17 protein-coding genes and 3 pseudogenes are annotated in these 13,291 nt (G+C 68.7%); 5 read left to right on the forward strand and 15 right to left on the reverse strand.

Annotation, left to right across the window (positions count from 1 at the left end):
* Positions 1-17: 17 nt before the first annotated feature.
* Both phhA and hspQ read right to left on the reverse strand, forming a co-directional pair.
* A pseudogene (gene phhA / locus MU852_RS05095) lies at positions 18-892 on the reverse strand (phenylalanine 4-monooxygenase).
* Between the two features lie 57 nt (positions 893-949).
* Positions 950-1,258 (reverse strand): heat shock protein HspQ, encoded by a 309-nt coding sequence (hspQ, locus tag MU852_RS05100; protein WP_249751282.1) that lies wholly within the window; start codon positions 1,256-1,258, stop codon positions 950-952.
* A gap of 146 nt (positions 1,259-1,404) precedes the next feature.
* Here hspQ and MU852_RS05105 point away from each other — a divergent pair, with 146 nt between their 5' ends.
* Positions 1,405-2,514 carry a Ppx/GppA phosphatase family protein gene (locus tag MU852_RS05105; protein ID WP_249751283.1) on the forward strand — a complete coding sequence of 370 codons (1,110 nt, stop codon included), beginning with the start codon at positions 1,405-1,407 and terminating at the stop codon, positions 2,512-2,514.
* Here MU852_RS05105 and MU852_RS05110 read toward each other — a convergent pair.
* The 5 genes from MU852_RS05110 to MU852_RS05130 all read right to left on the reverse strand — a co-directional run bounded on the left by MU852_RS05110 (position 2,483) and on the right by MU852_RS05130 (position 5,619).
* The gene (locus MU852_RS05110; protein ID WP_249751284.1) at positions 2,483-3,379 is read right to left on the reverse strand and encodes a peptidylprolyl isomerase; all 897 of its coding nucleotides are present in this window, start codon (positions 3,377-3,379) and stop codon (positions 2,483-2,485) included. The genes MU852_RS05105 and MU852_RS05110 overlap by 32 nt on opposite strands.
* A 19-nt stretch (positions 3,380-3,398) precedes the next feature.
* The gene (locus MU852_RS05115; RefSeq protein WP_283843789.1) at positions 3,399-4,244 is read right to left on the reverse strand and encodes a peptidylprolyl isomerase; all 846 of its coding nucleotides are present in this window, start codon (positions 4,242-4,244) and stop codon (positions 3,399-3,401) included.
* Positions 4,241-4,729, reverse strand: coding sequence for a pantetheine-phosphate adenylyltransferase (gene coaD / locus MU852_RS05120; RefSeq protein ID WP_249751285.1), 489 nt, complete (start codon positions 4,727-4,729; stop codon positions 4,241-4,243). Before coaD ends, MU852_RS05115 begins: the two co-directional genes overlap by 4 nt.
* 81 nt (positions 4,730-4,810) lie before the next feature.
* Positions 4,811-5,056 carry an aminotransferase class IV gene (locus MU852_RS05125; protein WP_249751286.1) on the reverse strand — a complete coding sequence of 82 codons (246 nt, stop codon included), beginning with the start codon at positions 5,054-5,056 and terminating at the stop codon, positions 4,811-4,813.
* Complete coding sequence (locus MU852_RS05130) at positions 5,041-5,619, reverse strand: aminotransferase class IV (protein WP_249751287.1); 579 nt, start codon at positions 5,617-5,619, stop codon at positions 5,041-5,043. Before MU852_RS05130 ends, MU852_RS05125 begins: the two co-directional genes overlap by 16 nt.
* A 47-nt stretch (positions 5,620-5,666) precedes the next feature.
* Here MU852_RS05130 and MU852_RS05135 point away from each other — a divergent pair, with 47 nt between their 5' ends.
* Positions 5,667-6,170 carry a DUF7662 domain-containing protein gene (locus MU852_RS05135; protein ID WP_249751288.1) on the forward strand — a complete coding sequence of 168 codons (504 nt, stop codon included), beginning with the start codon at positions 5,667-5,669 and terminating at the stop codon, positions 6,168-6,170.
* Entirely contained in the window at positions 6,160-6,579 is a 420-nt protein-coding gene (locus MU852_RS05140; protein WP_249751289.1) for a type II toxin-antitoxin system VapC family toxin, read from the forward strand. Before MU852_RS05135 ends, MU852_RS05140 begins: the two co-directional genes overlap by 11 nt.
* A gap of 1 nt (position 6,580) precedes the next feature.
* Here the strand turns inward: MU852_RS05140 and gyrA are convergent, their stop codons facing one another.
* On the reverse strand, positions 6,581-9,349 hold the full coding sequence (gyrA, locus tag MU852_RS05145) for a DNA gyrase subunit A (protein ID WP_249751290.1): 2,769 nt from the start codon (positions 9,347-9,349) through the stop codon (positions 6,581-6,583).
* 122 nt (positions 9,350-9,471) lie between these two features.
* Between gyrA and MU852_RS05150 the strand changes: the two genes are divergently transcribed.
* Positions 9,472-10,047: a superoxide dismutase family protein gene (locus tag MU852_RS05150; RefSeq protein WP_249751291.1), complete on the forward strand. Its 576-nt coding sequence runs from the start codon at positions 9,472-9,474 to the stop codon at positions 10,045-10,047.
* 40 nt (positions 10,048-10,087) lie between these two features.
* Here MU852_RS05150 and MU852_RS05155 read toward each other — a convergent pair whose 3' ends face one another.
* From MU852_RS05155 to MU852_RS18370, 4 genes and pseudogenes are all read right to left on the reverse strand, one after another.
* Complete coding sequence (locus tag MU852_RS05155; RefSeq protein ID WP_249751292.1) at positions 10,088-10,639, reverse strand: DUF1003 domain-containing protein; 552 nt, start codon at positions 10,637-10,639, stop codon at positions 10,088-10,090.
* Between the two features lie 29 nt (positions 10,640-10,668).
* On the reverse strand, positions 10,669-11,034 hold the full coding sequence (locus MU852_RS17740; protein WP_347342345.1) for an EamA family transporter: 366 nt from the start codon (positions 11,032-11,034) through the stop codon (positions 10,669-10,671).
* Positions 11,035-11,049: 15 nt separating this feature from the next.
* Positions 11,050-11,226 carry a hypothetical protein gene (locus MU852_RS17745; protein ID WP_347342346.1) on the reverse strand — a complete coding sequence of 59 codons (177 nt, stop codon included), beginning with the start codon at positions 11,224-11,226 and terminating at the stop codon, positions 11,050-11,052.
* A gap of 124 nt (positions 11,227-11,350) precedes the next feature.
* Positions 11,351-11,458: pseudogene (locus MU852_RS18370) on the reverse strand (DMT family transporter); the annotation flags it as partial.
* On the opposite strand from MU852_RS18370, the gene MU852_RS05165 reads away from it, so the two are divergent.
* On the forward strand, positions 11,406-11,627 hold the full coding sequence (locus MU852_RS05165) for a hypothetical protein (RefSeq protein ID WP_249752010.1): 222 nt from the start codon (positions 11,406-11,408) through the stop codon (positions 11,625-11,627). The pseudogene MU852_RS18370 and the gene MU852_RS05165 overlap by 53 nt on opposite strands.
* Positions 11,628-11,656: 29 nt before the next feature.
* Here the strand turns inward: MU852_RS05165 and ssb are convergent.
* The 3 genes and pseudogenes from ssb to MU852_RS17755 all read right to left on the reverse strand — a co-directional run bounded on the left by ssb (position 11,657) and on the right by MU852_RS17755 (position 13,134).
* Positions 11,657-12,147 (reverse strand): annotated as a pseudogene (ssb, locus tag MU852_RS05170) (single-stranded DNA-binding protein).
* Between the two features lie 163 nt (positions 12,148-12,310).
* The gene (locus tag MU852_RS05175; protein WP_249751293.1) at positions 12,311-12,736 is read right to left on the reverse strand and encodes a hypothetical protein; all 426 of its coding nucleotides are present in this window, start codon (positions 12,734-12,736) and stop codon (positions 12,311-12,313) included.
* Positions 12,736-13,134 (reverse strand): hypothetical protein, encoded by a 399-nt coding sequence (locus MU852_RS17755; protein ID WP_347342347.1) that lies wholly within the window; start codon positions 13,132-13,134, stop codon positions 12,736-12,738. Before MU852_RS17755 ends, MU852_RS05175 begins: the two co-directional genes overlap by 1 nt.
* Positions 13,135-13,291 lie beyond the last annotated feature (157 nt).

Raw genomic sequence — 13,291 nt, forward strand, 5'->3', positions numbered from 1 at the left:
CTGCTGTCGTCGAGGATTCAGGCGGCGAAGCGCCCGCCCTTGGCGGCGTAGGCCTGGGTCCCGCGCGTATGGACCTGATCCGTCGGCAGGACGGCGTCGATGGCGATGTCGTCCTGCCCCTTCAGCCGCTCATAGACCGGCCCGAAATCCTTCAGCGTCTCGTTCTTCAGGGCTTCCAGGCCGTCGATGACGAAATAGACCTGCTGGAAATCGTCGATCCGGTACAGGGTGCGCATCACCCGCTCCAGGTCGAAGCCGATGCGGTTCGGCGACGGGTCGTCCAGGGCGAAGACGCTTTCGGTCGCCGAGGACACGATGCCGGCGCCGTAGATGCGCAGGGCTCCGGCCTCCTTCATCAGGCCGAACTCGACCGTATACCAATAAAGCCGCGCCAGGTTCGGCAGCATCCCCATCGACGCCGCCCGCTGCCCCCCTTGCCGTAGGCCTCCATATAGGCGGCGAAGTCGGGGTCGGTCAGCATGGGCACATGGCCGAAGACGTCGTGGAAGATGTCCGGCTCCTGCAGATAGTCCAGCTGGTCCGGCTTCCTGATGAACTGGCCCGAGACAAAGCGACGGTTGGCCAGGTGGTCGAAGAAGACCTCGTCGGGCACCAGGCCGGGTACGCACACCACCGTCCACCCGGTCAGGGCCTGGAGCTTGGGATTGATGACGTCGAAATCGGGAATCCCGCCGGCGTTCAGGTCCAGCGCCTTGAGTCCGTTCAGAAAGGCCTCGCACGCGCGTCCGGGCAGGATCTTCATCTGGCGGGCGTACAGCGTGTCCCAGGTCTGATGTTCGACCTCGGTATAGGCGGACCAGTTCTGCGGAATGGTCCAGTCGGCGGCGGCGCCTTCCGGCGGCTTTTCGAAGACGTGCTCGAAATCGGACATGGAGAGCGTTTCCTCTTTTGTCCGCATATAGGCCCGACCGACCGGCGGTTCCAACCGTCAGTGAAGCCGCATGTCCAGCGGCGCATGGTGGCCGTGGGCGTCGATGGTGAACCAGCGCCTTTCGTCCGCGGGCGCCAGGCGCGCGTCGTCGCCCTCCAGCACGTCCTCGGCGGCGTAGGCGATAAAGCCGCCGTCCTCGCCGGTGGCGAACACCCGATAGAAGGGCTGGGCGGGCGATATCCCGCCGGTCTCCGAGGCGGGTCCGTCGTAGGCCGGATCCACGTCCATCACCACGCCGCGAAAGGCGTCGTCGCGGTGACGAACGATCTGGCCGATGCTGAAACGGGCGGTGTGAACAAGGGACATGGCCCTTCTGTTACGCGCCCGCGGCTGAAGCGGACGCCCACAGCGTCGTTCATCTTCCTGACAGAATGGCTTGGCGCGGACGATTCCGGCGCGCTAGGTTGCGCGGGACGGGCGCCGCATCGGACCGCCCACATTGGATACGGCCCATGCCGGAGACCCGCGGCGCGCCCAAACGGCGCGACGAGCGGTCCCAGCCTTCCCGGGGACGGGATGCGTCGGGTCGGGACGCGCCGCTGTACGGCGCGCTCGATCTGGGGACCAACAATTGCCGCCTGTTGATCGCGCGCCCGACGCGCGACGGCTTTCGGGTGGTGGACAGTTTCAGCCGCATCGTCCGGCTGGGCGAAGGGCTGTCGCGAACGGGGCGGCTGGACGAACGCGCCATGGACCGGGCCTATGAGGCGCTGGCCCTGTGCGCCGAGCGGCTGGCGCGCCGGGGGGTGCCGGCCGCGCGTCTCAGCGCCGTCGCGACCCAGGCCTGCCGCGCCGCCGAGAACGGCCCGGCCTTCGTGGAGCGGGTGCGCCAGGGCGCCGGCCTGAACCTGCGGATCATCGATCCGTCCGAAGAGGCCCGCCTGTCGGTCGAGGGCTGCGTCAACCTGATCGATCCGGCGGCGCAGGCCGCCCTGGTCATCGACGTCGGCGGCGGGTCGACCGAGATGTCCTGGCTGCGCAAGAGCGGCGAACGCTACGACACCGTCGCCTGGATGTCCGCCCCGCTGGGGGTGGTCACCCTGGCCGAACGTCACCCGGAACCGCCGAACTCGGGCGAGGCGTGGTACGAGGCCATGGTCGCCGACATGGGCGCCGCCATCGCCGCCGGCGGCGTCCGCCAGGACGAGCTGCGGGACCTCTTCGCCCAGGACCGGGGCCATCTGGTCGGCACCTCGGGCGCGATCACCAGCCTGGCGGGCATCCACCTGAAACTGCCGCGCTACAACCGCGATCGGGTCGACGGCCTGTGGATGACCCGCGCCGACTGCGAGGCGGCGGCGGACCATCTGAAGGCGCTGGGGCCTTCGGGCCGGGCGCGCGAGGCCTGCATCGGACCCGACCGCGCCGACCTGGTGCTGGCGGGCGCGGCCATCCTGGAGGCGGTCCAGCGCGCTTGGCCGTCGGAACGGGTTCGCGTCGCCGACCGCGGCCTGCGCGAGGGCCTGCTGCTGCAGATGATGCGCGAGGCCAGGAAGCCGGCGGGGCGTCGCCGCCGCCGACGGGGACGCTCTAGGGGCTCGGCGCCGTCGACGCCGGCGTGACCTGAACGGGCAGGTCGATGTCGCAGATGGAAAAGTCCGCACCGCGCGCCTGACGCGCGCGCTGCGCCAACGTCTGGAACGTCGGCGAGGCGGTGTTGAGGACCGTGACGGACGGGCGTTCGCCCTGCGGCAGGTCGGACGCGACGCGCACCCGCGTCATCCGGTCCGGATCGGGCACGATGCCGTCGGGCGTGCCGCCGGCCTTCAGCGACCGGACCACCTCCAGGCCCGACACCACCCGCCCCCAGACGGTGTAGCGCTTGTCCAGCGACGGATACGGCTGGCGCATCAGGAAGAACTGGCTGTTGGCCGTGTCGGCGCCCTCGTCGCGGGCCATGCCGGCCACGCCGGGGCAATAGACGCCCCAGCCGTGAACCTTGTGGTCGGGCGTGCCGGCCATCAGGGCGTCGGGCTGGGTCTCGACCGGAACCGATCCGATAAAGCCGCGCAGGGAGCCCGCCGGCGCCGACACCGGCGTGAACGCCATGTCCGGGCCGCGGCGGAAGGTGAACTCCGCCTTCAGGTCGGGATACCAGCTCTGGCCGTCGCCGGTGCCCAGGGGATCGCCGGTCTGGGCCATGAACCAGTCGATGACCCGGTGCCAGGCCAGGTTGTCGTAGAAGCCGCGCGAGGCCAGCAGGCGGATGCGCTCGACGTGGCCGGGCGCGATCTCCGGCGCCATCTCGACCAGCACCCGGCCGCGGCTGGTGTCGATGACCAGCAGGTTCTCCGGCGCCACGGCGCGCCATTCCGCGGGCGGGGGCGCAGGCGGAGCCGCTTCCTGGGCCAGCGTCGGCGTCGCGCCTGCGGTCACCGCCGCCAGAGCCGGCGTCAGCGCCGCCGCCAGCCTCTTCAGAGCCTTCATCTTTCCCCCTTCGCGCGGATCAGCCGCCTCGGACCTCCACGGTCGGCTGGATGCTGCAGACATTGGTCGTGTTGCCGGCCTGGGCGATCGCCGCGGCCGCCGTCTGGACCCGCACGGTCGGCCGCTCGCCCTCCGGCATCGCCGAGGCCATGCGCACCCGCGTCATGACGTCGGGGTCGGTCACCTTGCCGTCGTCGGCCTCGGAGCCGGCCTTCAGCGCGCGCAGCGCCTCCTGGCCGGACAGGACGCGGCCGAAGGCGGTGTATTGGCCGTTCAGGATGTCGCGCTCTCCGGTCATCAGGAAGAACTGGCTGTTGGCGCTGTCGGGCGAGCCCGCGCGCGCCATGCCCAGCACGCCGGTGCAGAACAGCCCCCCGGCGGTCACCTTGAAGTCCGCCGTGACCATCATCTGGGCGTCGGGCTGGGTCTGGATCGGCAGGGTTCCCATCAGACCCGTCACGGTCCCGCCGGTCGTGGGCACGGCCGCGAAGCCCGCATCCGCCCCGCGTCGGAAGGTGAACTCGGCCTTCAGATCCGGCAGTTCGCTGCCGCCCTGCCCCGTGCCTTGCGGATCGCCGGTCTGGGCCATGAAATTGGGGATGACGCGATGGAACTTCAGGCCGTCGTAAAAGCCCTGGTCGGCCAGGGTGCGGATGCGTTCGACATGGTTTGGCGCGGCCACGGGCGACAGCTCCACCAGCACGCGGCCCTTGGCGGTGTCGATGACCAGCAGGTTCTCCGGCGCCACCGTGCGCCATTCGGACGCGGCCTGGGCGACCGCCGGCGGCGGCGCCAGCGCCGGAAGGGCGCCGGCCAGAACAACCGCCATCGCGGCCAGAAGCTTGAATCCCATACGCGAGATCATCCCTTGATCTTGACCTTCGCCCGCACCTGTTCGGCGACGTTGGCGCTGACGAAGCTGTCGATATTCCCGTCCAGACGGGCGATTTCCTTGACCAGCCGCGAGGCGATGGCCTGATGCCGCGGATCGGCCATCAGGAATACCGTCTCGATGTCCTGATTGAGGCGCTGGTTCATGGCCGTCATCTGGAACTCGTATTCGAAGTCCGCCACCGCGCGCAAACCCCGGATGATGACGCTGGCCTCCACCGCCTCGGCGAAATGCATCAGCAGGGTCGAAAAGGGCCGCACGACGATGTCGCCGCCCAGCCCCGCCACCTCGGCCCGCACCATCTCGACCCGTTCGTCGGTCGTGAACAGCGGGCCCTTGTCGTCGTTCTGCGCCACGCCGATCACGACGCGGTCGACAAGCTTCAGCGCGCGCTTGATGATGTCGGTATGGCCGTTGGTCACCGGGTCGAAGGTGCCCGGATAAAGCCCGATGCGCATGGCGTGTCTCCCCACTGTCGCCTGCTTGTGGGGGTCGTTTAGCAGGTGCGAAATCAGCGGCCTAGCCGCCTGACGCCATCGTCATCGACCGAGCGGTTGCAGCGGCTGCATCGACCAGGCCCGGACGATCTTTTGCAGGGCGTCGGGATCGCCGGCGAAGGTCACGTCGTCGACGGCCGTGATCGTGCAGGCGGGCGTGGCGCTGTTGCAAAGGAAGGCGCCGTCGAAGCCGGGCAGGTCGTCCCTGTGCACGGGCCGCGTCTCGGCGCCCAGCCCGGCCTGGGCCAGGCCGCGGCCGATCAGCGCCTGGGTCACGCCGGCCAGCATGGGCCCCTGGGGCCAGACGATCCTCCCCCCGCCAGGAAGCCGACGTTCCACAGCGTTCCCTCGGAAATCCATCCGTCCGCATCGGTGAACAGCGCATCGTCGAACCCGGCCGTCCGGGCCGCCCTTCGCGCGCGCACCAGGCCGAAGGTCGCAAGGTGTTTCAGGTGCGGCGCCTCGCGCACATGGACCACGGCCGTAACCCGCACGCGGTCGGCCAGCGGCGGCGGAGGCGGCGAGAAGCGCGTCATCACCCGCGGCGGGCCGACGAAGGTCGGCGCGCGATGACCGATCTCGGGCGAGAACAGGCTGACGCGCAGCCAGCCGTCGGTCCGATCGCCGACCGCCGACGTCATATGGCGCCGCAGCGCCGCCTCTCCGGGGCTTTCGCCGAACAGTTCGACCGCCGAAGCCTCCAGCCGCGCCAGATGCAGATCCAGCCCCCGCACGCCCCCGCCCTCCACGCGAAAGGATGTGTAGGCGCCGTAGTTTACGACGGCCTGATGGGCCAGATCGTCGAGAGAGGCGGGACCTCCGTCGATCAGGATGTCCCGAGCATTTGACACCGCAGCAAGACCTTTATATAACTTTATATATCTTAATGGAGCTTTTCATGAACGTGTATGCGCCGCTTCAAAGCTACCTCGCCGAGAGGGAGGAAATATCCGTCGTCATGACCTATAAGGAGATAGAAGCGCTGTTGGGTCGAAAGCTTCCTCCGACGGCTTATGGCGTGCACAAGCGCCAGTGGTGGGCCAACACGGAAACCCACAGCCAAGCCTTGGCTTGGCTGCGAGCGAAAAGAAAGGCACGCCTCGACGTCAACCATGACCGCGTGACCTTTACCAGCGTTTTGGCGAGCCTGGCGCCTCCCGCCGTTAGACCAATCGACGGCATGGCGGAACTGCACCTGAAGGGCCTGAACTCCGCCGCCAAAAGGATGCTTGAGGATATTGCGGAAGAGAAGGGCGTGTCGCCCGAGGATGCAGCCGTGACCTTGATCAACCAATCTGCATTAAAGCGAAGGGCGGCAACGCTTGATTGGTTCGCGGCGAACACTGCCATCTCAAAGACGTCGAGCGTTGATCTCATTCGGGCGGATCGAGATGGCCGTTGACGCCGTCGTCGACGCCTCGGTGATCGCCGCCGCATTCTTTAACGAAGCGCACTCCGAAGAAGCGCGCGCCTATCTTCGGCAGGGGCCGATATTGATAGCGCCAGATATTCTCCGACTCGAGATCGCCAGCATTGCTGCAAAAAAGGTATGGCGAGGTGAGACGCGCTTGGCCGTCTCAGCGGAAGCAGTCCGCACTATAGACGACTTTGTTGCAAACACCCGATCAAGCGCCAGCTTGGCGATGCGAGCTTTTAGCTTGGCTGCCGATCACCACTTTTCCGCGTACGATGCCGCATACCTAGCCTTGGCCGAAATCGAGAAGGCGCCGTTGGTTACGTTAGACGACAAGCTTATCGCTCGGACGCGGGATGCGGGTCTGGGGCGTCTGGCGAGACGCCCCAGAGGTTAATTTAGCCCTCTTCACCCTCATCGACCGCGCCGTCGCCCCCGCTTTCGGGCAGGCGTTCGACCGAGACGACCTTTTCGCCGTCGGCGGTGCGGAAGATGGTGACGCCCTGGCTGGAGCGGCCGACGATGCGGACCTGGTCCATGCGGGTGCGGATCATCTGGCCGCCGGAGGTGACCAGCAGCAGATCGTCCGTGTCCTCCACCGGGAAGGCCGCGGCCAGGCGTGCGCCCGCGCGACCGCCCAGCCCGTGGGCCGTCAGCCCCTGCCCGCCCCGGCCGGTGCGGCGATACTCATAGGCCGAGGACCGCTTGCCGAAGCCGGTTTCGGTGACCGTCAGGATGAACTGTTCGGCCGCGCCCAGTTCGGCGATGCGCTCGACCGACAGGCTGGCCTCGGCCCCCAGGTCCTGAGCGGCCTCCTCATCGACCTCGACCGGCGTGTCGTCGGTCTCGTCGCCGGCGGCGCGGCGCATGGCGTTGGCGTGTTTGACATAGGCGGCGCGCTCTTCCGGCGTCGCGTCGACGCGGCCCAGCACGGCCATGGAGATGACCTGGTCGCCGTCCTGCAGGCGGATGCCCCGCACGCCGGTGGAGTCGCGGCCCTTGAACACGCGCACGTCGTCGGCCTTGAAGCGGATGGCCCGGCCCATGGCGGTCGTCAGCATGACGTCGTCGTCGGCCGTGCACAGGCCCACGCCCACCATCCGGTCGTCGCCTTCCAGCTTCATGGCGATCTTGCCGGCGCGGTTGACGGTGGCGAAGTCGCTGAGCTTGTTGCGCCGCACGTCGCCCGAGCGGGTGGCGAACATGATGTCGTAGTCGCCCCAGGTCGCCTCGTCCTCGGGCAGGGGCAGCACGTTCATGATGCTGTCGCCCGGCTCGATCGGCAGCAGGTTGACGAAGGCCTTGCCGCGCGACTGCGGATTGCCCAGCGGCAGGCGCCAGGTCTTCAGCTTGTAGGCCTTGCCGTTGGTGGCGAAGAACAGCACCGGCGTGTGGGTCGAGGCGCTGAACACGCCGACCACCGCATCCTCGTCCTTCATCGCCATGCCGCTGCGGCCCTTGCCGCCGCGATGCTGGGTCCGATAGGCGTTCAGGGCCACGCGCTTGACGTAGCCGCCGTGGGTGACGGTGACGACCATGTCCTCGCGCGGGATCAGGTCCTCGTCCTCCATCTCGCCGTCGCCTTCCCCGATCAGGGTGCGACGCGGAACGGCGAAGTCCGCCTTCACCGCCAGCAGGTCCTCGCGGATGATGGCCAGGACGTTCTTGCGGTCCGACAGGATGGTCAGATGGCCCTGGATGGTCCCGGCCAGGCCATGCGCCTCGCCGAAGATGTCGTCGCGGCCCAGGCCCGTCAGCCGCGACAGGGTCAGGGCCAGGATGGCGCGGGCCTGCTCGTCGGTCAGGCGGATCTTGTCGCCTTCCACGATGACCGTGCGCGGATCGGCGATCAGCTCGACCAGGGCCATCATGTCGCCCACGGGCCAGGGCTTGGCCTGCAGCCGCTCGCGCGCCTCGGTCGGATCGGCCGACGAGCGGATGATGTGGATCACCTCGTCGATGTTGGCGACGGCGACGGCCAGACCGACCAGGACGTGGCCGCGGTCGCGCGCCTTGTTCAGCTCGAACTTGACGCGGCGGACCACCACCTCCTCGCGGAAGTCCAGGAAGGCCGCCAGCAGGGCGCGCAGGCCCATCTGCTCGGGGCGGCCGTGGTTCAGCGCCAGCATGTTGACGCCGAACGAGGACTGCATGGCGGTGTAGCGCCACAGCTGGTTCAGGATCACGTCGCCCGAGGCGTCGCGCTTCAGCTCGATGACGATCCGCATGCCGTGACGGTCGGATTCGTCGCGGACGTCGGCGATGCCTTCCAGGCGCTTCTCGCGCACCATTTCGGCGATGCGCTCGATCAGGGTCTGCTTGTTGACCTGATAGGGCAGTTCGGTGACGACGATCGCCTCGCGGTCCTTGCGGATTTCCTCGATCGAGGCCTTGCCGCGCACGATGACCGAGCCGCGGCCCTCGCGCAGGGCGTTGCGCGGCGCCGTGCGGCCCATGATCTCGCCGCCGGTCGGGAAGTCCGGACCCGGCACGATGTCCAGCAGCGCCTCGTCCGACACGTCCGGGTCGTCCAGCAGGACCACCGCCGCGTCGATCACCTCGCCCAGATTATGCGGCGGGATGTTGGTGGCCATGCCGACAGCGATGCCGCCCGCGCCGTTGACCAGCAGGTTCGGAATCCGCGACGGCAGGACCGCCGGCTCCAGTTCCTTCTCGTCGTAGTTCGGCTGGAAATCGACCGTGTCCTTGTCGATGTCGGCCATCAGGGCCACGGCCGCCGGCGCCATCCGGCACTCGGTGTAACGCATCGAGGCGGGCATATCGCCGTCGACCGAACCGAAGTTGCCCTGGCCGTCGACCAGCATCAGCCCCATCGAGAACGGCTGCGCCATCCGCACCAGCGCCATATAGACCGAGGCGTCGCCGTGCGGGTGGAACCGGCCCAGCACGTCGCCCACCACGCGCGCGCACTTCGAATAGGCGCGCTCAGGCGTCATGTTCAGGTCGTGCATCGAATACAGGATGCGCCGATGCACCGGCTTCAGGCCGTCGCGCGCGTCCGGCAGGGCGCGGCTGACGATCACGCTCATGGCGTAGTCGAGGTACGAACGCTTCAGTTCGTCCTCGATCGTGATCGTTGAGATGTCGGAGCCGCCGCCTCCGCCATTGATCGGGGTTGCGGCGTTTTCGTAGCTGTCGTCGGTCAAGGAAGCGTGGCTTTATGCGGCCGGAATCGGAACGTGATCCGCTGTTCCGGTTTCTAGCATTCAGGGGCTCGGGTGGCAAAGCGACGCCGCCGTGAAAGCCCGTCTCTGAAAGGACTTTCCGCATGCACGCCAAGACCCTCGCCGCCGCCCTGCTGATCGCGGCTCCGCTCGGCCTCGTCGCCGCCTGCGCCTCGACCGTCGAAGAGGCGCAACTGACGATGAACCGCGCGCCGGTCGGCGCCGGCGGACAGGCGGTCCTGGTCAACGCCGAAGGCGCCCAGATCGGCCGCGTCGAGCTGCGCCAGGGCGCGACCGGCCTGTTGATCAAGGTCGAGGCGTCGGGCCTGACGCCCGGCTGGCACGGCATCCACATCCACGCCACGGGAACCTGCGAGGCGCCCTTCACCTCGTCCGGCGCCCACATCAATCACGCCGAGCCCAAGGCCCCGCACGGCCTGCTGAACCCGAACGGCCCGGACGACGGCGACCTGCCCAACATCTACGCCGGCGCCGACGGCAAGGTGAACGCCGAACTGTTCACCACCCGCGCCCGCATCTCAGCAGAGGGGCCCGGCCAATGGCTGTGGGATCAGGACGGCTCGGCCGTCATCATTCACGCCAACGCCGACGACCACAGCACCCAGCCCATCGGCGGCGCAGGCGACCGGGTGGCCTGCGCGGCCCTCAGCGCAAGCTGACCTCCCGCCTCCTTCGCGCGACTAAGGGCCGCTGGCGTCGTCAGCGGCCCTTTTCCGTCAGCAGCCGCGTCAGCATGTCGATCTGCTCCTGCTGTTTCAGGATCATCGCGCCCAGTTGGCGGTCGCGCAGTTCGTCCAGCTTCTCGTGCAGCGCCATGATCTCGATCTCGGCCTTGAGGTTGACCTGGTAGTCGTTGGCCGCGTCCAGCCGGTCCTTCTCCGACTGCCGGTTCTGGCTCATCATGATGATGGGCGCCTGGATCGCCGCCAGCGTCGACAGCATCAGGTTCAGGAAGATGAAGGGGTACGGATCGAACGCCCCCCGTCCCAAGGCCAGGTTCAGCCCCGCCCACACAGCCAGGAACACGCCGAAAGCGCTGATGAAGGTCCAGGAGCCGCCGAAGCTGGCCACGCGGTCCGCCATCCGGTCGCCGAACGACAGCTTGCCGGCGAAGGCCTCGTTGGTGTCGCGCGTGATGGGGCGCCGGGCGGCGGTCCGGTCCAGCACCTGCCGTTCTTCCTCGTCCAGTTCGGCGTGCGGGCGCCCGAACCAGCGGTGGGACAGGCGGTCGGCGTCCAGGGAATTGCGCATGGCCAGGCTCCTGTTGGGAAGCGTCTAGATCAAGCCTTGGCGGCGCCCGCGCGCAAGCCCCGTTCGGCCAGGGCCACCACCGCGACCCCGCCCATGGCGATGGCGGCGCCGGTCAGGATCTGCGGCGTCAGCACGTCGCCCATGAAGGCCCAGCCGATCAGGATGGTGACCACGGGCGTGGCCAGCAGATAGGGGGTGACGCGGCCGGCCTCGCGCCTCTGAACCAGCCAGAACAGCAAGGTGGTGGCCATGACCGACGACACGATCCCCGCCCACAGCAGGGCCGCCCAGACCAGGGGCCCGGCGTGTCGCACCGCCTCGACCTGGCCGCGCTCGAACACCGCCGAGCCGAAGGCCAGGATCGGCAGGGTGCCGGCCGCCAGCAGGCCCTGCATCTTCAGCGGCGGGATCTAGGTCGTGCGCCGCGCCACCACCGTCGTCAGCGCCCAGGCCGCGCCGGCGGCTATACCCACCAGGATGGCGCGCCAGTCCTGGACGGCGTGGGCGTCCAGCATCATCCAGGCCACGCCGACGAAGGCCACGACCATCCCGCCCAGGGCCGCCTTGCCCAGCCGCTCCTTCAGCAACAGGAAGGCGCGGAATCCACAGCTGGTTCGCCACCGTCACCGGCGTGATGTCCGCAGCCAGGGAATAGGCGACGTAGAGCAGTCCGTACTGCAGCGCCCCGCCGACCACGACGATCAGCACCAGGCTGCGCCAATCCGGAAAGGGCGGGCGGACGAAGGGGACCAGGCAGACGGTGGCGATGGCGAAGCGCAACGCCCCGACCAGCAGCGGCGGCATCGTCTCGGTCGCCAGCTTGCCCGCCGCGTTGTTGACGCCCCAGGTGACGATGATCGCCAGGATGGCGGCGATCTCCAGCGCGGTCAGGGGATGCGGCCTGGAGGCGGCGGGAGCGGACGGGGCGGGCGCGGTCATGATCGCGCTATGGCACGCCGCGGCGCCCCCGTCCGCTCACATCGGATGACCCGACGTTTCGGTCGAAACGTCGGCGTCTCAGAAGGGGATGTCGTCGTTCAGGTCGTGCTTTCCTTGGGACCGGAAGGCTTGTTGGCGCCGCCCGTCGAGAAGCCCGAGGAATAGTCGTCGTCGCCGCGGCCGCCGCCATAGCCGCCGCCCTGCGAGGCGCCGTCGGACCGGCCGCCCAGCATGGTCAGTTCGCCCTTGAACCGGCTGACCACGATCTCGGTCGTGTACTTCTCGACGCCCTGCTGGTCGGTCCACTTGCGGGTCTGCAGCGCGCCTTCGATGTAGACGGTCGAGCCCTTCTTCACATAGTTCTCGACCACCTTGACGATGTTGTCGTTGAAGATGACGACGCGGTGCCACTCGGTCTTTTCCTTGCGCTCGCCGCTCGACTTGTCGCGCCAGGTCTCGGAAGTGGCGATCGACAGGTTGGCGATGCGGTCGCCGTTCGGCATCGACCGGATCTCGGGATCGCGGCCCAGGTTGCCGACCAGAATGACCTTGTTGACGCTGCCCGCCATGGAAACTTCCTTCTCGTATGGGTGGCGACTCGGTCGCCGGCCCGCAATTCAGCCGATGTCTTAGGCGCCGGGAGACCGGCCGCCACCCCGCATTCGACATCGCGCGCGTCAAACCGGTGGATTAACGAATGTTCCACCTTTGTTCGATCGGCGCAAGCCTGGCCTATCGCCCCTCGGGTGCCGGGGCGACGGCGACCGGGCGGCCCGTGTCGTCGCGGGCGATGGCGCCGGGAATGGCCAGGCGGCCGTCGCCGGTGCGCGCCATCGCGAAGAAGCGGCTGCCGTCCAGGCTCTGGCCGATCTTGACCCCTTCGCGGTCGATGAAGACGAACCGGCCCTGATAGGCCCCCACGATCTCCTGGTTCGATCCCCCCATCCGCAGGAAGCGCAGCCGCATCTCTTCCAGCCGCGCGGCGCAGAACTCGATCTGGGCCTGGTCGCGCGCCACCACCTCCAGGCGCGGCGGCTCGCCGTCTGGGCGGGCGACGAAATAGCAGACGCCGGGTTCGAAATCGAAATCGGGGCCCTGGCTGCACGCCCCGACGAGAGCGGCGGCTGCGAAGGCGGCGAGGGTGACGGCGGCGCGCATCAGTTCAGACCCGGGAATTGGCAGTTGCGATCCTGTTCGGCCAGGGTGCGGAAACGCGTATTGTCGGCCGATTGTTCAACCCGGCGCGGCACCAGGCGCAGGGTGGTGTCGCCCCAGCGCCCGTACTGGGCCTCTCCGGGACGAACGCAGGTCCCGGCGTACAGCGCCTGAACGCAGGCGTTCAGCCCCATGCCCGTCGACAGCACCCGCCAGTCGGAGCCGCTGTAACGCAGGCAGGGCGTGGCGGACGGCGCGGGCGACGGAGACGGTCGCGGCGCGGCGGCGTCGGGCGACGGCGCCGGCGCGGCCTCGGCCATCTCGATCGGCGGCGCCTCGGGCGGCGGCGCGAAGGCCGCCGTGGGCGCGGCCGCCAGGGCGCCGGTCTCGTCCAGGCCCACGTCCAGGGCGTCGGTCGCCAGCCCGTTGCGCTGGGCGCAGTCGGCCAGGTGGCCATGCCCACGAACTGGCCGTCGACGAAGCAGCGCAGTTCGCGCGTCGGCTCCAGCGACGGCGCCTCGGCCAGGTCCACGACCAGCCCGCCCTTGGACGCGGGGG

Source organism: Brevundimonas albigilva (assembly GCF_023503965.1).
GTDB classification, from domain to species: domain Bacteria; phylum Pseudomonadota; class Alphaproteobacteria; order Caulobacterales; family Caulobacteraceae; genus Brevundimonas; species Brevundimonas albigilva.

Coding starts and splice junctions, on each gene's coding strand:
- hspQ (WP_249751282.1), bottom strand. CDS start 1,258: ATGTCCCTTGTTCACACCGCCCGTTTCAGCATCGGCCAGATCGTTCGT.
- MU852_RS05105 (WP_249751283.1), top strand. CDS start 1,405: ATGCCGGAGACCCGCGGCGCGCCCAAACGGCGCGACGAGCGGTCCCAG.
- MU852_RS05110 (WP_249751284.1), bottom strand. CDS start 3,379: ATGAAGGCTCTGAAGAGGCTGGCGGCGGCGCTGACGCCGGCTCTGGCG.
- MU852_RS05115 (WP_283843789.1), bottom strand. CDS start 4,244: ATGATCTCGCGTATGGGATTCAAGCTTCTGGCCGCGATGGCGGTTGTT.
- coaD (WP_249751285.1), bottom strand. CDS start 4,729: ATGCGCATCGGGCTTTATCCGGGCACCTTCGACCCGGTGACCAACGGC.
- MU852_RS05125 (WP_249751286.1), bottom strand. CDS start 5,056: ATGCTGGCCGGCGTGACCCAGGCGCTGATCGGCCGCGGCCTGGCCCAG.
- MU852_RS05135 (WP_249751288.1), top strand. CDS start 5,667: ATGAACGTGTATGCGCCGCTTCAAAGCTACCTCGCCGAGAGGGAGGAA.
- MU852_RS05140 (WP_249751289.1), top strand. CDS start 6,160: ATGGCCGTTGACGCCGTCGTCGACGCCTCGGTGATCGCCGCCGCATTC.
- MU852_RS05150 (WP_249751291.1), top strand. CDS start 9,472: ATGCACGCCAAGACCCTCGCCGCCGCCCTGCTGATCGCGGCTCCGCTC.
- MU852_RS05155 (WP_249751292.1), bottom strand. CDS start 10,639: ATGCGCAATTCCCTGGACGCCGACCGCCTGTCCCACCGCTGGTTCGGG.
- MU852_RS17740 (WP_347342345.1), bottom strand. CDS start 11,034: ATGCAGGGCCTGCTGGCGGCCGGCACCCTGCCGATCCTGGCCTTCGGC.
- MU852_RS05165 (WP_249752010.1), top strand. CDS start 11,406: ATGGCGAAGCGCAACGCCCCGACCAGCAGCGGCGGCATCGTCTCGGTC.
- MU852_RS05175 (WP_249751293.1), bottom strand. CDS start 12,736: ATGCGCGCCGCCGTCACCCTCGCCGCCTTCGCAGCCGCCGCTCTCGTC.